This window comes from Mitsuokella multacida DSM 20544, assembly GCF_000155955.1.
In the GTDB taxonomy this organism is placed as follows: Bacteria; Bacillota; Negativicutes; order Selenomonadales; family Selenomonadaceae; genus Mitsuokella; species Mitsuokella multacida.
On the sequence record NZ_GG697144.2, the window covers coordinates 570 to 18,342 of the forward strand.

A 17,773-nucleotide genomic window follows, 5' to 3' on the forward strand; every position below is an offset into this window, starting at 1 on the left:
CCCATTGCGGAAGATTCCCCACTGCTGCCTCCCGTAGGAGTCTGGACCGTGTCTCAGTTCCAATGTGGCCGTTCATCCTCTCAGACCGGCTACTGATCGTCGCCTTGGTAAGCCATTACCCCACCAACTAGCTAATCAGACGCAGACCCATCGTAAAGCGATAGCTTACAAGTAGAGGCCATCTTTAGTAGAGCTCCCATGCGGAAGTTCCACAACATTCGGTATTAGCAGTCCTTTCGGACTGTTGTCCCCATCTTTACGGCAGGTTGTCTACGCGTTACTCACCCGTTTGCCACTCGACTTTCAAAAGCAAGCTTTCAATCGTCTCGTTCGACTTGCATGTGTTAAGCACGCCGCCAGCGTTCGTCCTGAGCCAGGATCAAACTCTCCATAAAATTTATGAAGAACCTTGATTGGCTCTAATAATCTTTTTGGCCTGAACCTTGATAAATCAAAGCTCAGTAAAGAAATTGCCGATTGCTTATGTTCATAATCAATCGATGTTTTTAGAAACATCTGGCTTGAATCACAAATGATTCATGTTGCATTGTTTAGTTTTCAAAGAACAACTTTGTCTTTCGAAGCCTGCTTTCGAACTTTCATTTGAAAGCCGTTTGCTTCAAGCGACTTTTATATCTTATCGCATCGAGCGGAGCTTGTCAAGAAGTTTTTTCTTTCTTTTTTCAAGTTCTTTTGAGCTTCCTGCAAATCCCTTGCCGATCAAGGCTTATGGGCTTTTGCCGTTGCCGTATCTCTCAGCGACTTGTATTATGATACAGTATACAAAACGAGTTGTCAACACTTATTTTGAAAAAAGATAAAAAAGGCAGGGACACCAAGAGATGGCCCTGCTGAGCCGGCTCATTCTGCCGGCATCATGATGATATTGATGGGAAGGTTCGAGGCGCCCGGCGGCGAGAACTCGAACGTGACCGGTCTGTCTCCATCGTAGGCGCCGAGGTCCGTGAGCTCTGTTGTATCCGTCAGGATGGCCAGCCCCTCTTCGCGTGCCTTCTGCGTGGCATCCGACTCCGGCGGCGTCGCATCGCCGAAGTACGGCCGCCCGTACGGCGTCTCGATCATACGGCGCCTTGTCGTCTCCCGTTCCACCGTCATGGCCCCGGCATAGACACCGCCGAGCGGGCTCAGGTAGTACTGGACCGCTCCGTCCTTCGCGACGGGGATCTGCAGCTTGTAGAGCACACCGTAATTGCCGTAGTTCGTGACAGCGCTGCCGTCTGTCGCGTCGATGCCCGTACGGTAGTGGTCGTGGATATCGTCGGCCAGCGGGAAGTAGACCGTGCCGTCCACCGCCGGGTCGTACACCTGCGACGATGTCACGATGCGGTTCATGCCGTGGAACGTGCCGCGCAGACGCTGCTCATCCTTCGGCAGGACATGGGCCTGCTCGAGGAATTCAAACGGATTGGCATCGGCAGGGTACATGATGACCGAGACCTTGATGGGACGGTTGGATGCGAAGTCATAGACGCCGTAGACGAGGTCGCCCGGATGCAGGATGGTCGTATCCATGTTCTCCTGCAGCAGGCGATGGCGGCCGCGGCCGATGTAGATATCACCGTGTGCCTCGCCCTCGAAGTACGCCATCTGCGTCATCTTGCCGACATGGAGGTAATCGGGGCTCGGATAGCATGCGCCGCCGCGCGTCACGCGGACGATGGCCGGCTGGCCGTCCGCACTCTGCAGGACGACGGCCACCTTCTTGTCGGAATCGCTGCTGTTCAGGTGGTAGTAGAGGATGCGGGCCTCCCCCTTCACGGTATCCTGGTAGAGGATACCGTCATCTGTGACGGACTCGGGGCTGTCCGAGAAGAGCAGCGTTCCACCCTCATCCTTCGACTCCACGGGCCACATCTTCATAACATGCGACTTCAGCACATTCTTGCGCGCATTCTGCGCGACGTGCTCCCGCAGGATCTCCGCCACCTTCTGCTGGATGCCGACGGCCGCGTTCTGCTGCTTGGCGGGCTCTGCCTTCTTGCGCTTGTTTTCCTTTTTACCTGCATCGGCTTTATCGGTCTTAGCAGCATCCACCGCCGTCTGAGCCGTCTGCTGCACGGCAGCAGGAGCCGGCGCGGCCTCCTTATGGCGGGCCAGCGCATTCTGTGAGAAGAATACGCCGGATACCAGGCAGGCCAGCAGGCCAGCTGCAATCTTCTTCCTTCGTTTCATGTGTGCAATCTTCCTTTTCGAACGTCTTGCATAAAACTGTCTCATGATGGGTTCTCCAAATGCTGATGGATGCGGAGCTTCGTAAAGACCTCGGCCTTGAGCAGGCGCAGCTTGAACTCCAGCAGCCCGAAGCGCGGATGCGGGATGTTGACGCGCTGCATCAGGTACGGGTCCGTCTCAAACGTGTTGAGCCCGGCGTCCCCTGTCACGGCGGTCAGGTACTCGTTCTGCGCGAGAAGCGCCGGCAGCGCCGCGTCGTAGGCGCCATTCGGATACGAGAATGTGTAGACCGTGTGGATGCCGTTCCACTCCAGCAGTAGCTTCGACAGATGCACTTCATCGAGCTGTCTCGCTGCATCCATCCCGGTCAGCGGGTCGTGATTGGCCGTATGGCTGCCGATCTCGATGCCGCGATCCTGCATATCACGGAGTTGTTCCCAGTTCAGATAGCCCGGCTGGCCGATCTCATTCGTAATGACGTAGACCGTCGCCTTCATACCGTATTCCTCGAGGATGGGCAACAGGTCCGTGTAGTTGTCCTCATAGCCATCGTCAAATGTCAGGATGATCGGCTTCGCCGGCAGTTCCATCTTGCCGCGCTTGGCCTTCATGAAGTCGAGCATCGAGATGGTCGTGTAGCCCTGCTGCTGGAGGTAGTCCAGCTGCTGGCGGAACTCCTCCGGCGGCACATTGTAGACGTAGGCGTCTTCATCGACAGATTCTGCGACTTCATGGTACTCGAGGACCGGTATCCCCTGTGGCGTCGGTGAGAACACAACCCAGAGGGCAACGGCCAGGAGCAGGAAACAAAGACCCAATAACCATTTCTTCAAGCGACTCAAACCGTATGATCCCCTTCCTTTTCCTTCTCTTTTCCTTCTTCTTTCTCGATTGCGGCAGCCAACGCATGAAGCTTGCGCAAGCGGTGATTGACGCCAGACTTGCTGACGCCGAGCATGTCGCCGAGCTCCACGATGCTCGCGCCGGGCTCTTCAAGGCGCGCCTCCGCCGTCTCGCGCAGGCGGTCCGGCAGGGCCGCAAGGCCCCCTTTCTGCCGGCGCAGCACTTCAATATCGTGGAGCTGGCAGAGTGCCGCATCCACGGCTTTCTGCAGGTTCGCCGTCTCGCAGTTGACGAGGCGGTTGACCTGCGAGCGCACTTCCTTGATGTTGCGCGCGATCTCAAAGGCCTCTACTGCCTTGTCTGCCTGCAGCATGGCCAGGAAGTCAATGATCGCATCGCATTCCTTGAGGTAGACGATGTACGAATCCTTGCGGTCCGTGAAGCCGACAGGGAATTCCATGCGCTTCATCAGCGTGTAGAGCAGGTTGCCGAGGCCGTAGCTGCCGGTGACGAGCTCGAGATGGTAGCTGGCCTCCGGGCGATTGACGCTGCCGCCGCCTAGAAAAGCGCCGCGAAGATACGCGGCGCGGCAACAGGATTTCCGCAAGATGCCCATGTCCGAGTCCATGTTGAGGCTCTCGTCGTGGAGGAAGCCGAGGTGTTCGAGCAGCGTGGCGACAGGCGGTGCCGGCATGACGCGGACGCTGTAGCTGTTGTTCTTCTTGAGCCTGCGGCTGCGGCTCACCGTGATCTCCGTGCGGATGCTGCCGCCCTCGCTCTTGAGGAGCTGCAGCACCTTGCGCGCCACGGCCGCATTTTCCGTCGTGAAGTTGAGGCCAAAGGTGTGGTGCATGCCGAAGGTGATGGTCGCACCCATGCGCAGGAGCGCTGCGAGCTCCGCCGTCCGGCAGCAGGAATCCTCATACGTCAGTCTGGCCAGCTCATTCTTGACTTCCGTTGCAAATGACGGCAAGATCATGCCTCCTATCCATTTATCTCGTTTATCAATCTTACTAATTGAAATATCTACTAGCTATGTTTTCCGCGCATGTAGTGATCGCTGCCATTGCCGGGACGCATGCCGTCGACCATCTTCATGACATTGCGGCAGAGCTTCTGCGGGTCGTGACGGATGACGTCGGACTCATTGATGATGTCCGCCTTGATGAAGCCAATGCCGAGCGCATTGATCGCGTCCTCATCGACCTCGACCGGATAGGCGCCTTCTTTGGCATAGTAGGCCTGCATCTCCTTGGAGATGGGCGCGTTGTTGACGAGCATGTAGTCGATGACGCCCTGCCCGCCGTGGTCGAGGATGGCCTTGGCGTGCATCGAAGCCGTGTAGCCGTCCGTCTCGCCGGGCTGCGTCATGACGTTGCAGATGTAGATCTTGATGGCCTTGCTCTTGCGCAGCGTGTCAGCCACGCCATCGACGAGCAGGTTCGGCATGATGCTCGTGTAGAGGCTGCCCGGGCCGAGGATGATGGCATCGGCATTCGTCAGCGCATCGAGCGCAGCCTGCACCGGCTGGACATGCGGTGGGAAGAGCTTGACGCGGCGGATGTGCTTGTGCACCTCCGGGATGTGCGATTCGCCCTCGACGACGGTGCCGTCGTCCATGATAGCGTCGAGGCGCACGTGCTCCTTCGAAGCCGGCAGGACCTCACCCTTGACGGCCAGGACCTTCGACGACTCGCGCAGGGCCGTCTCGACATCGCCCGTGACCTCCGTCATCGCTGCGATGAAGAGGTTGCCGAAGGAGTGGCCGGCAAGCTCGCTCTTGCCTTTGAAGCGATACTGGAAGAGCTTCTCCATCAAAGGCTCGGTATCGGCCAACGCGACGAGACAGTTGCGCAGGTCGCCCGGCGGGATGATGCCGAGGTCCTCGCGCAGCCTGCCGGAAGAGCCGCCATCATCGGCAACCGTCACGACAGCCGAAACGTTCGAGGTCGCAGCCTTGATGCCGCGCAGGAGCACGGAGAGGCCGTGGCCGCCGCCAATGACGGCGATGTTCGGCCCCTTGCCGAGGCGGCGCTTCTCGTAGATGATGTCGACGAGGCGCTCCGAATTATCCGGCAAGAGCACCGTGATGACCGAGCGAATGACGAAGCGCGTCGCGATCAGCATAAGCCCGACGCCCACGATGACGACCGCGATGCCTGCCAGCGTCGTGAACATGTAATTGTAGCTGCCCTTCCAGAGGTAGACCGCGCGGAAGATCGCCTCCTCGATGACATCGAGGTACTTGTAGTTGAAGACGAGTGCGAGCCCGAGGCTGACGAGCATGACGCCGACCGAGAAGAGCAGCAGCCATCGCTTGAATTTCATGCCCGGGTAGAGCCATTTCAGAAGATGCATGCTCAACACTCCTCACGTACATGTTCGCGCACATCGTTCTTCATGAGGTCGCGGTGCTCGAGCCGCGTCGAGTAGCCCTGCGCCGTCAGGCGGTCGAAGATGTGCTTGGCAATGTAGACACTGCGGTGCATGCCGCCCGTGCAGCCGACCGCGATGACGAACTGGCTCTTGCCCTCTTTGATGTACTGCGGCACGAGGAAGTCGAGCATCTCGTCGAGCAGACGCGTGAACTCCTTCGTCACCGGCCACTTCGCGATGTACTCGGCCACCTCCGGCACGGCGCCGCTCTTGTGGCGCATCGATTCGATGTAGAACGGGTTCGGCAGGAAGCGCACATCAAAGACCATGTCTGCATCGAGCGGCATGCCGAACTTGAAGCCGAACGACAGCACGTTGATGCTCATCTGCTCGCCGCCCGATGTGCCGAACAGCCGGTGGATCTTGTCGCGCAGGTCGACCTTGCGCAGTTCCGACGTGTCGATGATGTACGTCGCCTTCGCACGCACGGGTGCCAAGCGCTCGCGCTCCTTGGCGATGCCCTCCGAGATGCGCGAGGACGGCGCCATTGGATGGCGGCGGCGTGTCTCCTTGTAGCGGCGGATGATGGCCGGGTCTGATGCATCCATGAAGAGCATCTCATACGGCACATCATCCTTGTCCATGTCGTTGAGCGTGTGGACAAACGTGTCGAAGAACTCGCGGCTGCGCGTGTCGACGACGAGCACGACCTTGCGGACATGGCCGCCGGAATGCTTGCAGAGCTCAACGAACTTCGGGATGAAGACAGGTGGCAGGTTGTCCACGCAGAAGTACCCGAGGTCCTCAAGATAGCGGCTCGCCTGCGTCTTGCCGCCGCCTGACATGCCCGTCACGATGACGAGGCGAAAAGAATCTTCCTTTGCCTGTTCCGATTTTACCATTTCACTCATCTGACCCACCTCCAAGTACCAGCTCACGGATGGCCTGCGCGAAGCCAAAGTCCTCGCAGCGACCTGTCTCGTAGTCGCAGACTGCCTTGACCTCCGGTACGGCATTGCCCATCGCCACGCTGTGGCCTGCGGCCTTGAGCATTGGCAGGTCGTTGTACGAATCGCCGATGGCCATCGTGTCCTCGATGGCGATGCCGAGCTTATCGGCCAAGCGGCGAATCCCCTCGGCCTTCGAGACGCCCGGGTTGACGATTTCGCCGTAGCGGGCGTTCGACTGCATGGCGACGATTTCCTTGCCAAAGCGCTCATTGAGGATGGCGAGGCGGCGGTTCGTCTCCTCACCGTCCTCCGAGACGGTCAAGAGCTTGCAGACCTCTTGCGTCTGCTCGCACAGGCCGTCCCAGCCGACGACATGGCCCGTGACCTTCTGCTCCTGCTCATAGTGTTGCGCGTGTTCATCATGCACGGGCACCCAGAGCTCATCGCGGCTGTACGACTGCAGGTACCAGCCCTGCTCTTGGCAGAAGTCTACGACCTGCCTGATGACCTCAGGCTTCAGATAGCTCGTGTGGTAGACCTTGCCCTGCGTCGACTTGATCAGCGCGCCGTTGTAGGTGATGATTGGCACATCGACGCCGAGCGCCTCCGCCACAGGCAGGGCCGCCCGGTACATGCGACCCGTCGCAATCGTCACGATGACGCCAGCGCGCACCGCCTGCTGCACGGCTTCTATATTTTCACGCGGGACATCCTTGCCGCTCGGCAGCAGCGTCCCATCCAGATCCGTCACAAAGAGTTTTACGGACATATGCATGCCTCCTTCATAATGGAAGTAACCTAATCTTATTATCTCCACATCGGGCCAAAAATGCAAGCCGCAATACGAGCCGCAAGGATAGGCTTTGCTTATTTCTATCCCCATGATAGAATAGAAAGATGGTATTTCCCTGATAGAAGAAAGAAGGTCTTTTCTTGAATTGGAAGCTCGTCCTCACAATCCTCACGTGCAACATCCTCTTCATGTCCTCGAGCTACACGATGCTCATCCCGTTCCTGCCGATGTACCTGACGATGGAACTCGGCGTATCTGACGCTGATGTCAACCTCTGGTCCGGCATTGTCTTCTCCGCCACCTTCCTCGTTTCGGCCGTCATGGCGCCAATCTGGGGCCGCATGGCCGACACGAAGGGCAAGCGGCTCATGGCCATGCGCGCGAGTTTCCTGCTCGCCATCAGCTACTTCCTCGGCGGCATCGTCGAGACGCCGGGCCAGCTCACGCTCATGCGCTTGTTCCAGGGCTTTGCCTCCGGCCTCTGGCCGATGGACCTCGCCATCATGACGCTCTATGCACCACCCAAGAAGATCGGCTTCTGCCTCGGCGTCATGCAGGGCACCCTGACAGCCGGCGGCGTCGTTGGCCCCCTGCTCGGCGGCATCCTCGCCGAAGCCGTCGGCATGCGCTACTCCTTCTTCCTCGCCGCTGCCGCGCTCTTCACGAACTTCCTGATCTTTGCCTTCATCATCAAGGAACCGCCCATCGCCAAGAAGGCCGCTGCAACGGAGGAAGTGCCCGAGGACAATGTCTCTCCCTGGCATATGCCTCTTTTGCGCAACATGCTGCTCTGCGGCACGCTCGTGCAGATGGTCATCCTGATCCTGCAGCCAGTCCTCACGACGTACATCACCAAGCTCGCCGGCCCGCTGCCGAACATCGTCTTCGTCGCCGGCTTCGTCTTCTCGCTCGGCGGCATCGCGGGCGCCATCGCCGCGCCGTTCTGGGGGACGTTTGGCCAGCGGCGCGGTTTCTTCCGCGCCATGTGCCTCGGCATGGCCGGTGCCGGCCTCTCTATGATCATCCAGGGCATCCCCGACACGCTCCTGCCGTTTGCCATCATGCAGTTCGTCGGCGGCCTCTTCTTCTGCGGCATCCACCCCGCCATCAACGCCGTGCTCGCCAACAACACGCCGCCGTCTTATAAGGGGCGCATTTTCGGCATGCTGTTCGCCGCGCAGCAGGTCGGCTCGATGGCAGGCCCCCTGCTCGGCGGCCTCATCGCGACATTCCTCGGCATCCACTGGGTCTTCGCCTTCTCCGGCGTCCTGCTGCTCTGCCTGAGCTCCGCCATCTGGCGCCACTACCGCGGCCAGCGCGGCTGCTGAACCAATCGGCCAAGGCGATCTGTTTGCAGAGCAGTGGCAGGATTTTGCCGCCCTCATGCAGAACTAACAAGGTGTTTAAACCGCTCTACCCCGGCACCCAAAGGATGTGGCCCTATGAACATACACATTGCAGATAAAATCGCTTACTTCTTCATCGCCTTTGCCCTCTACCTGCTGCTGCGCGCCTTCTCCGAGGTGCACACCGCACCGCTGACGAACATCCTGCTCTACGTCTCCATCGCTATCTCCCTGCTCGCCAGCAACATCCCGCGCGTCGTCGATATCCCGCTCCACTGCGTCTACCCCGTGCGCTGCGTCGAGATCTTCAGCTTCGGCCTCGCGCTCGTCTGCTTCCTCGTGCTCTGCATGCGCCACATGTTTATCTGAAACGCTTGAACTACTGCCAGCCAAAAGGCCAGGCCCTCAAAGAGGGACCTGGCCTTTTTATATAGAACGCAATTGCTGTGTCATACCTTAGCAGCGGCTGCTTCCCAGCCGAGCTCTAGGGCTTTCATGTTGGCGTCGACGGTGTGCGGCGGCACGCGGTTGGCGACGGCTTTCTTGATGGCGTCGAAGGAGACGATGCCCGTGAGGCGCACGAGGGCGCCGAGGGCGACGATGTTTGCAAAGAGCGGCTTGCCGACTTTCTCGACGGCGATCTTCGTGATGGGGATGCGCACGACGTGCGGGAAGTCGGGGACATTCGGCACGAGCTGCTCATCGAGAACGAGAAGGCCATCGGGATTGAGGTCCTTATAGTACTTGTCGGCTGCCTTCTGCGTCATGGCCAGCACGAGGTCCGGCACGATGACGTGCGGATGGTAGATGGGCGCATCGTCGATGATGACCTCGGATTTCGAGGCGCCGCCGCGCGCCTCCGGACCGTACGACTGCGACTGGACGGCCTCCTTGCCCTCATCTACGGCCGCAGCCGCGAGGATGATGGCCGCCGTGATGACGCCCTGGCCGCCCGAACCCGATAATCTAAGCTGTTTCCTCATTTATGAGCACCCCCTGCACGTTCGATGACCTGGTCGTATGCGGCATCGTAGTCGATGGCCTGCGCCTTATAGAGGCAGCCAATCGGGAACTTGTCCTCGCGCTTCTCCTCCGGCAGCTTGTCCCAGGCCGCCTTCATGACGGCGTGGTCGCGCATCCACTTGAGCATGTCCGCGGGGCTGCCCATGCGGTTCTTGCGGCCGAACGCAGTCGGGCACTGGACCATTGCCTCGATGAACGAGAAGCCATCGTTATCGATGCCCTCGGCGATCATGTTGGCCATGTGCTGGACATGGAAGGCCGTCGAGCGCGCGACGTACGTCGCACCGGCTGCCTCTGCGAGCTTGCAGGCATCGAAGGTGCGGTCGACGGAGCCGTACGGTGCCGTCGTCGCCTTGGCGCCGATTGGCGTCGTCGGCGAGGCCTGGCCGCCCGTCATGCCATAGATGTTGTTGTTGAACATGATGACCGTGAGGTCCACATTGCGGCGGCAGCCGTGGATGAAGTGATTGCCGCCGATGGCCGTGCAATCGCCGTCACCCGTGATGACGATGACGTGGAGGTCCGGGTTGGCGAGCTTGATGCCCGTCGCAAACGGGATGGCGCGGCCGTGCGCCGTGTGCAGGGTATCAAAATCCATGTAGCCCGAGGCGCGCGACGAGCAGCCGATGCCCGAGACGATGACGGTGTTGTCCTGCGAGAGGCCCTTCTTCTCGACCGCCTGGACGATGGCCTTCATCGCGATGCCGTTGCCGCAGCCCGGACACCAGAGATGCGGCAGATGATCCTGGCGGAAATATTGTTCGAAGCTCCGTTCCATCACGCATTACCTCCTGCAATCATGTTCTCGATAGCGGAGGTGATGTCCTCCGGTTCAAATGATTTCATATCGTATTTGCCGCAGAGCGAGACCTTGCAGTCGCTGTGCGCGGCGCGGCGCACCTCGTTGACGATCTGCCCGTAGTTGAGCTCCGCGACAAGGATGCCCTTGACCTTCGCCGAGAGCGCCTCGATGGCCTTGTCGGCAAATGGCCAGATGGTCATGAGGCGCAGCATGCCGACTTTGCGGCCCTTCTCGCGCTCCATGCGCACGGCCTCATATGCCGTGCGCGCCGAGCCGCCGAACGAGACGACGGCATACTCGGCGTCATCCATGAAGTACGATTCCGTGTGGATGATCTCCTCGCCGGCGCGCGCAATCTTCTCATGCAGGCGGCGGATCGACGATTCCGTGACCTCCGGGCTGCCGGACGGGAAGCCCGTATCATCGTGGATGAGGCCCGTCACGTGGATGCGGTAGCCCTGGCCGAAGTCTGCAACATTCGGCACGAGGTCCTCATCCGGTGCAAACGGCTCGTAGCCCTCCGCGCGCGTTTTCTTCGGCTTGCGGCGCGGGTAGACATCGACGTGATCCGGAAGCTCGACCTTCTCGCGCAGATGGCCGATGACCTCGTCCATGAGCAGGATGACCGGCGTGCGGAAGCGCTCCGCATAGTTGACGGCCATGACCGTCGCATCGTACGTCTCGCGCACGCTCCAGGGCGCGAGCGCGATGATCGGATGGTCGCCGTGCGTGCCCCAGCGCGCCTGCATGACATCGCCCTGCGACGGCGAAGTCGGCTGGCCCGTCGACGGGCCGACGCGCTGCACATCGACGAGCACGCACGGGATTTCCGCGCAGGCTGCGTAGCCGATGAGCTCCTGCTTGAGGGAAAAGCCAGGACCGCTCGTCGCATCCATGACCTTGCTGCCCGCCAGCGACGCGCCGAGGATGGCGCCCATGCTCGCGATCTCATCTTCCATCTGGACGAACTTGCCGCCGTGTTTCGGCAGCAGGCGTGCCATCGTCTCCGCGATCTCCGTGGACGGCGTGATCGGGTAGCCGGCGAAGAAGTTGACGCCAGCCGCGATTGCACCTTCTGCGCAGGCTTCATTGCCCTGCATCAATCTCGCTTTGCTCATTGTGCGGCCTCCTCCTTGACTCTATCCACAAAAATCGCATAATCGGGGCAGCGCAGCTCGCACTGACCGCAGCCGATGCACGCATCCCCGTTGACGACCTGTATCTTGCCGAGCTCGCTGACGGCCAGCACAGACTTGGGGCAGAACGCCGCGCAGATGCCGCAGCCCTTGCAGCGCACCGTCTTGATGGTGATCTCTGACTTCATGGTATTCCCTCCTGAAGATATCACAGCTTTTATGTGAAAATATGCATAGGAACTATGCTTCTTTCGCCATATACTTTTACATCATAGCAGATATTTGCCTAAAAATCCAGCTTTATTGTAAATTCATGAATGTATACAAAGTAAATGTGTGTGGAACCGTTACGAATATCGTACCGCGATTTCATGGATTCTCGTATGGAATAGTTCGCCATCCGAAGACAGTTCCCCTTCTTTTTGAGCGCCGGCAGGATTTTCCCCGCCCCGCCGCCAATAATAGAAGGTACAGCCGGGACAACAAACTGCGATTCACATATCTAGGAGGTTTTCTTATGCAGAGTTTTGAGTTCAAGATGCCGACAGAGATTATCTTCGGCCGCCATGCGGAGGACCGCGTGGCCGAGAAGCTGCGCGCGTACGGCGCGAGCCGCGTCTACATCGTCTACGGCGGCGGCAGCGTCGTCAGGAGCGGTCTGCTCTCGCGCATCGAGTGCCAGCTGACGTCCGCCGGCCTCGCCTTCCAGGTGCTCGGCGGCGTCCAGCCGAACCCGCGCGTCGCACTCGTGCGCGAGGGCGTCCGCGAGGCACTCGCCTTCAAAGCCAACTTCATCCTCGCCGTCGGTGGCGGCAGCGTCATCGACTCGGCCAAGGCCATCGCGCACGGCGTGGCCAACCCCGGCACGGACGTCTGGGATTTCTGGAGCGGCCGTGCCAAACTCGAAAAGACCATGCCCGTCGGTTCCGTACTGACACTCGCCGCTGCGGGCAGCGAGACGAGCGACTCCGCCGTGTTGACGAATGAGGACACGATGCGCAAGGTCGGCCTCAACACGCCGCTCAACCGCCCGGTCCTCGCCTTCATGAATCCGGAGCTGACCTTCACCGTCCCCGAGAAGCAGCTCGTCTGCGGCGTCGCCGACATCATCATGCACACGCTCGAGCGCTACTTCACCAAGGTCAAGGAAGCCAATGTCTTCACCGACCGCGTGGCCGAGGACCTCATCAAGACTGTCATGGATGCCTCTAGAGTTGCCGTCAAGAACCACGAGGACTACGATGCTATGAGCGAGATCATGTGGTGCGGCAGCGTCTCCCACTCCAACTTCACAGAGCTCGGCCGCGGCAAGGACTTCTCCGTCCACAAGCTCGGCCACGAGCTCAGCGCCCGCTTCGACGCGACGCACGGCGCCTCACTGACGGCGCTCTGGGGCTCCTGGGCCAAGTACGTCTACCGCGATGACACCGCCCGCTTTGCGCAGTTCGCCGAGCGCATCTTCGGCGTAGATGCCAGCAGCGGCACGGAAGAAGAGCGCGCCCAGCTCGGCATCGAGAAGATGGTCGCCTACTTCAAGAGCCTCGGCATGCCCGTGAGCCTGCCAGAGCTCCTGCAGACGAAGCTCAACGACAGCGAGCTCCACAGCCTCGCTGACCTCGCCACCGCCGGCGACACGAAGAAGCTCGGTACCTTCCACCCGCTCACGCGCAAGGATGTCCTCGCCATCTACAAGCTCGCCAACGCCTGATAACCAGATAAAAAAGCACACAAAAATCCCCGGTCTCAGATGATGTCAGATTACATCATCCGGGACCGGGGATTCTTTATGACTTAAGGGTTATCAAATCGATGTGCTTTGCGCATCGAGATTCTTGGCATCATTTGCCGAGGGCAGCCTGTCCTTTGTCGAGGAGCTCCTTGCCGCAGTGCTTGACGACGAGGCAGGCAAGCGTCATCAGGGCGATGGCGAGCACGAGCTGCAGGCCGTCGACGCCGATGAGGAACTTGCCGGCCATGAGCTTCATGATGCCGCCGTAAACGCTCATGACGAGCGCCGTCATCGTGACGATGAACATGAATACCATCGGCACGTAGAGCATCCAGCCCTTGCGGTTCGTCATCTTGAGGAAGACGGCGAGGGAGATCAGGACGAGTGCGGAGAGCAGCTGGTTGGCTGCGCCGAACAGCGGCCAGATATTCATGTAGCCGGCGAGGCAGAGGCCGTAGGCGAAGACGAGCGTGAGGATCGTGGAGACGTATTTGTCCATGAAGAACTTCTGCGTGCTGCTCGCCTCAACGCCATCGCTCGGCTTGACCATCTCCTGCATGGACATGCGGCCGATGCGGGCGACGGAGTCGATCGTCGTCATGCCGAGTGCCGATACGCACATCGTGATGAAGCAAGCCGAGAAGCCAGCCGGCAGGCCGAAGATGTTCGTGAAGAACGTGCTGATGCCGGCAGCAAAGATCTGGAACGGCGTGCCCTGTGCCATGACACCGTTCGATGCAGCGGCGCAGGCAATGGCGAGGGCGACGACGCCGAGCATGCACTCGCAGAGCATCGCGCCGTAGCCTACTGGCAGCATATCCGTCTCGTTGGCGATGGCCTTCGAGGACGTACCAGAGGAAACGAGGCTGTGGAAACCGGAGACAGCGCCGCAGGCGATCGTGATGAAGAGGATCGGGAACAGCGGCTTGCCATTGACTTCAAAACCGACGAAGGCCGGCATATTGACGGATGGGTTTGCGGCGAGGACGCCGATGACGCCGCCGGCGACCATGCCGAGCAGCAGGAAGGAGCTCAGGTAATCGCGCGGCTCCATGAGCAGCCACATCGGCAGGACAGCTGCGATGAAGCAGTAGCCGAAGACGATGTAGCGCCAAGTCGGCACATCGAAGTAGAGCGGGAACTGCATGCCGACCGCGAACATCGCGACGACGAGCACGACGGCGACGATGAACTTCAGGACGCCGGACGGCTTGACCTTGCTGATGAAGATGCCGAAGCCCATGGCGACGACGATGTAGAGCATGGAAATCGTAGCGGCCTGTGCGCCCGGCGTGTTGAGCGTGCCGTTGGCGCCGAAGCCGTTGAACGTCTTCGCGATGATATCGGCAAACGCTGCGATGACGAGCAGCGTGAAGAGCCAGCTGAACAGCAGGAACAGGCGGCGGCCCGTGCGGCCGACGTACTGCTCGATGAGCAGGCCCATCGACTTGCCTTCATTCTTGACCGATGCGTAGAGCGCCGTGAAATCCTGGACCGCGCCGAAGAACGCGCCGCCAATCAAGATCCAGAGGAAGGCCGGCAGCCAGCCGAACATCGCGGCGATGATTGGGCCGGTCACAGGGCCTGCGCCCGTGATGGACGAGAACTGATGCGCAAATACCGTGAAGCGGGAGGCCGGCGAATAATCCTGGCCATCATTCTTGCGGACAGCCGGTGTCGGTGCCTTCGGATCGATGCCCCAGGTCTTTGCGAGCCAGCGTCCATAGAACAGGTACGCACAGGCAAACCAGACGAGTGCGATACCGACAAGCATTAATCCTGTCATATGAATCCTTCTTTCTACCCAAATGAAACAATAAAAATAAATCCCGCTCGCAACGTTCGCGAACGGGACCTCTTTGTCTCTGAGCAAGATACATGCCAATGAGAAAGGTCATTCGCTCCGTTGCGATAGACACTTAATGGATAATTTGTATCTTAGCACTCAGTTATATAATTGTCAACTTGTAAAGTAAAGAAATAATTTTCAGAGTGTTTTCATTTTTGCGTGGTAGCCTGCGCAGCGGCCTGTTTCTGGCGCGCGCGCTCTTTTTTCCAGGCCCAGACGCAGCGGATGCCCGGGTGCATGTGCGGCAGCACGAAGCAGCGGCTGCACGAGACACAGATGGACTTCTCGCCGCCCGCGAGCTCCTTCGTGACGAAGTCCGGCTCCGCGATCAATGAGCGGCCGAGCGAGACGCACTCGATGCCAGCTTTGATGACCGCCTCCATATCCGCGAGCGAGCGCACGCCGCCGACGAGGCTCAGCGGCATATCCGGCACCTCGGCGCTCAGGCGCTTGACCTGCGGCAGGTAGTAGAGCGTCGCCGTCTTCGGCAGGTTGATGAAGTCGACGCCCGAGAACTCGACGAGCTCCACGCCGAGCGCCTTCGCGCGCCGCAGCAGCCAGACCATGTCGCGGTGGTAGCCCTCGGCATCCTCCGCCTTCGTGTCGACGTTGACTTTGATGAGCACGGGGAAGTCTTTGCCACAGGCCCCGTGGATGCCGCAGATGATCTCCTCCACCATGCGGAAGCGGTTCTCGATGGTGCCGCCGTATTCATCCTCGCGCTGGTTGAACGTCGGGTCGATGAAGCGCGAGAGCAGGTACGAGTGGGCGGCATGGAGTTGGACGCCATCGCAGCCGGCCGACTGCAGGCGCTTCGCCGCCTCGATGAAGCACTGCTCGATGTGATGGATCTCCTCCACCGTCAGCGCGCGCGCATGGCGTCCCTTCTTGAGCGGGCGCGCGACGACGTCGGCGAGGTCCTCATTGTCGATGGCACGCGGGCCGGCATGGTTGATCTGCGCGATGAAGCGCGCATCGTGCGCATGGGCAATCGCGACGGCCTTGCGGAACTGGTCCGTGAACGAGTCTGCGTAGATGTTGACCTGCTCGGGGTTGGCGCGGCCCAGCGGGTCCACGCAGCAGTGGCCCGAGATGATCGTGCCGAGGTTGTTCTCGGCCAGCGTCTCGTACATCGCGTACTCTGCCGCCGTCATGTAGCCGTCTTCCCCTGCGAGGAAGCTGTGCACGGCCGAACGGATGACGCGGTTCTTCAGGGCAAGATGCTGCAGCTGCAGCGGCGTTTCGATGATGCTCATGATAACTCTCCTATGAATCCAAGATAAAACGACAGATGATAACAGGTAGCAATAACGGATAAAAGATAAAAGAAAAGGGCTGTCGTTTGTCAACAGCCTCTTGCTTGTTTGATTACTGGTCGACGCGGCAGATATCCGCGCCAAGGCCGACGAGCTTCTCGACGAGATTGTCGTAGCCGCGGTCGATGTGGTGGATGTACCCGACCTGGGTCTCCCCCTCTGCGACGAGTCCTGCGAGGACCATCGCCGCACCGGCGCGCAGGTCCGTTGCCTTGACCTGGCAGCCGTAGAGCTTCTCTACGCCCTCGACGATCGAGGTGCGGCCATCGATCTTGATCTTCGCGCCCATGCGCTTGAGCTCATCGACGTGCATGAAGCGGTTCTCGAAGACCGTCTCCGTCACGATGCCCGTGCCTTCCGAGATGGCCATCATCGCCATGAACTGCGCCTGCATGTCCGTCGGGAAGCCCGGATACGGCATCGTCTTGATGTCGACCGACTTCGTGCGGCGATCGCAGGTCACACGGATACCATTGACATCCTCCTCAATCGTCACGCCAGCTTCCTTGAGCTTGGCGATGACCGGCTTGAGGTGCTCGCTGATCGCGTTCTCGATGTAGACGTCGCCGCGCGTCATCGCCGCTGCCACCATGTAGGTGCCCGCCTCGATGCGGTCGGGGATGATCGTGTAGTCGCGGCCCGTGAGCTTCGGCACACCGTCGATCTTGATGACATTCGTGCCGGCACCGCGGATCTTCGCGCCCATGACGTTGAGGTAGTTCGCGAGGTCTACGATCTCCGGCTCCTGTGCGGGGTTCTCAAGGACGGTCTGGCCTTCTGCCATAGAAGCCGCCATGATGATGTTCTCCGTCGCGCCGACGCTCGGGAAGTCGAGATAAATCTTCGCACCCTTGAGCCCCTCCGGAGCAGCCGCCTCGATGAAGCCGTGGCCGACGCGGATCTGTGCGCCGAGAGCCTCAAAGCCCTTGAGATGGAGGTCGATGGGACGCGTGCCGATGGCACAGCCGCCCGGCAGGGAAATCTTGGCCTGTCCGCAGCGAGCGAGCAGCGGTCCCATGATCAGGAAGGACGCGCGCATCTTGCGCACGAGATCGTATGGCGCTTCACAGCTGCCGATGACCGTGCTGTCGACAAACAGCTGATGCGTCTCCTTGCGGAACTCAGCCTTGACACCGAGTTTCTGCAGGACTTCCGTGATCGTATGCACATCCTCGAGAGCCGGGACCTCGTCGAGAAGACTCGGCGAATCCTGTCCGAGAAGAGTTGCCGCGATAATCGGCAGTACCGCATTCTTCGCCCCGCTGATCTTGACGCGGCCCTCCAGCCGGCGTCCGCCATGTATAACCAACTTTTCCATTTAAGTCCTTTTTCCTCCTATAGCAGCACAGCCACTTCGACCGCTGTGCTTAAAGCATCATTTTTCAGTGTATCATCATATTCACCTGCTGACAATAGG

16 protein-coding genes and 1 other annotated feature (1 of these 17 running past the window's edge) are annotated in these 17,773 nt (G+C 59.9%); of the genes, 3 read left to right on the top strand and 13 right to left on the bottom strand.

Annotated features, from left to right (window positions below; all coding sequences use genetic code 11):
- Positions 1-387: a sequence feature (most likely nonfunctional fraction of RNA operon), on the top strand; it begins 569 nt to the left of the window's first position.
- Between the two features lie 474 nt (positions 388-861).
- From MITSMUL_RS11640 to MITSMUL_RS11665, 6 genes are read right to left on the bottom strand one after another with little or no spacing between them, the layout of a single operon-like run.
- Positions 862-2,193: a hypothetical protein gene (locus MITSMUL_RS11640; RefSeq protein ID WP_040636470.1), complete on the bottom strand. Its 1,332-nt coding sequence runs from the start codon at positions 2,191-2,193 to the stop codon at positions 862-864.
- Positions 2,194-2,234: 41 nt separating this feature from the next.
- Positions 2,235-3,026: a polysaccharide deacetylase family protein gene (locus tag MITSMUL_RS11645; RefSeq protein ID WP_248614853.1), complete on the bottom strand. Its 792-nt coding sequence runs from the start codon at positions 3,024-3,026 to the stop codon at positions 2,235-2,237.
- A 5-nt stretch (positions 3,027-3,031) separates the two neighbouring features.
- On the bottom strand, positions 3,032-4,015 hold the full coding sequence (gene whiA / locus MITSMUL_RS11650; protein WP_005842979.1) for a DNA-binding protein WhiA: 984 nt from the start codon (positions 4,013-4,015) through the stop codon (positions 3,032-3,034).
- Positions 4,016-4,065: 50 nt separating this feature from the next.
- The gene (locus tag MITSMUL_RS11655; RefSeq protein WP_005842981.1) at positions 4,066-5,394 is read right to left on the bottom strand and encodes a gluconeogenesis factor YvcK family protein; all 1,329 of its coding nucleotides are present in this window, start codon (positions 5,392-5,394) and stop codon (positions 4,066-4,068) included.
- 2 nt (positions 5,395-5,396) lie between these two features.
- Positions 5,397-6,323, bottom strand: coding sequence for an RNase adapter RapZ (gene rapZ / locus MITSMUL_RS11660; protein WP_005842982.1), 927 nt, complete (start codon positions 6,321-6,323; stop codon positions 5,397-5,399).
- Positions 6,316-7,131, bottom strand: a complete 816-nt coding sequence (locus tag MITSMUL_RS11665; protein WP_040636472.1) for a Cof-type HAD-IIB family hydrolase — start codon at positions 7,129-7,131, stop codon at positions 6,316-6,318. Before MITSMUL_RS11665 ends, rapZ begins: the two co-directional genes overlap by 8 nt.
- A gap of 164 nt (positions 7,132-7,295) precedes the next feature.
- On the opposite strand from MITSMUL_RS11665, the gene MITSMUL_RS11670 reads away from it, so the two are divergent.
- Positions 7,296-8,483 carry an MFS transporter gene (locus MITSMUL_RS11670; protein WP_005842986.1) on the top strand — a complete coding sequence of 396 codons (1,188 nt, stop codon included), beginning with the start codon at positions 7,296-7,298 and terminating at the stop codon, positions 8,481-8,483.
- Positions 8,484-8,597: 114 nt separating this feature from the next.
- Entirely contained in the window at positions 8,598-8,870 is a 273-nt protein-coding gene (locus MITSMUL_RS11675; protein WP_005842988.1) for a hypothetical protein, read from the top strand.
- Between the two features lie 80 nt (positions 8,871-8,950).
- On the opposite strand, the gene MITSMUL_RS11680 is transcribed toward MITSMUL_RS11675, so the two are convergent.
- Genes MITSMUL_RS11680 through MITSMUL_RS11695 form a run of 4 tightly spaced genes read right to left on the bottom strand, consistent with a single transcriptional unit; the run spans position 8,951 to position 11,650 of the window.
- Entirely contained in the window at positions 8,951-9,484 is a 534-nt protein-coding gene (locus MITSMUL_RS11680) for a 2-oxoacid:acceptor oxidoreductase family protein (protein WP_005842990.1), read from the bottom strand.
- Complete coding sequence (locus MITSMUL_RS11685) at positions 9,481-10,302, bottom strand: 2-oxoacid:ferredoxin oxidoreductase subunit beta (protein ID WP_005842992.1); 822 nt, start codon at positions 10,300-10,302, stop codon at positions 9,481-9,483. Before MITSMUL_RS11685 ends, MITSMUL_RS11680 begins: the two co-directional genes overlap by 4 nt.
- Positions 10,302-11,444 carry a 2-oxoacid:acceptor oxidoreductase subunit alpha gene (locus MITSMUL_RS11690; RefSeq protein WP_005842994.1) on the bottom strand — a complete coding sequence of 381 codons (1,143 nt, stop codon included), beginning with the start codon at positions 11,442-11,444 and terminating at the stop codon, positions 10,302-10,304. Before MITSMUL_RS11690 ends, MITSMUL_RS11685 begins: the two co-directional genes overlap by 1 nt.
- Positions 11,441-11,650 (bottom strand): 4Fe-4S dicluster domain-containing protein, encoded by a 210-nt coding sequence (locus tag MITSMUL_RS11695; protein ID WP_005842996.1) that lies wholly within the window; start codon positions 11,648-11,650, stop codon positions 11,441-11,443. The genes MITSMUL_RS11690 and MITSMUL_RS11695 overlap by 4 nt, the downstream gene beginning before the upstream one ends.
- A gap of 329 nt (positions 11,651-11,979) precedes the next feature.
- Between MITSMUL_RS11695 and MITSMUL_RS11700 the strand changes: the two genes are divergently transcribed.
- A complete protein-coding gene (locus tag MITSMUL_RS11700) occupies positions 11,980-13,170 on the top strand; it encodes an iron-containing alcohol dehydrogenase (RefSeq protein ID WP_005842998.1) in 1,191 nt (396 codons plus the stop codon).
- 130 nt (positions 13,171-13,300) lie between these two features.
- On the opposite strand, the gene MITSMUL_RS11705 is transcribed toward MITSMUL_RS11700, so the two are convergent.
- The 3 genes from MITSMUL_RS11705 to murA all read right to left on the bottom strand — a co-directional run bounded on the left by MITSMUL_RS11705 (position 13,301) and on the right by murA (position 17,674).
- A complete protein-coding gene (locus MITSMUL_RS11705; RefSeq protein WP_040636473.1) occupies positions 13,301-14,977 on the bottom strand; it encodes a carbon starvation CstA family protein in 1,677 nt (558 codons plus the stop codon).
- A 212-nt stretch (positions 14,978-15,189) separates the two neighbouring features.
- Positions 15,190-16,296, bottom strand: a complete 1,107-nt coding sequence (locus tag MITSMUL_RS11710; RefSeq protein ID WP_005843002.1) for an NADH:flavin oxidoreductase — start codon at positions 16,294-16,296, stop codon at positions 15,190-15,192.
- A gap of 112 nt (positions 16,297-16,408) precedes the next feature.
- The gene (gene murA, locus MITSMUL_RS11715; protein WP_005843005.1) at positions 16,409-17,674 is read right to left on the bottom strand and encodes a UDP-N-acetylglucosamine 1-carboxyvinyltransferase; all 1,266 of its coding nucleotides are present in this window, start codon (positions 17,672-17,674) and stop codon (positions 16,409-16,411) included.
- Between the last annotated feature and the right edge of the window lie 99 nt (positions 17,675-17,773).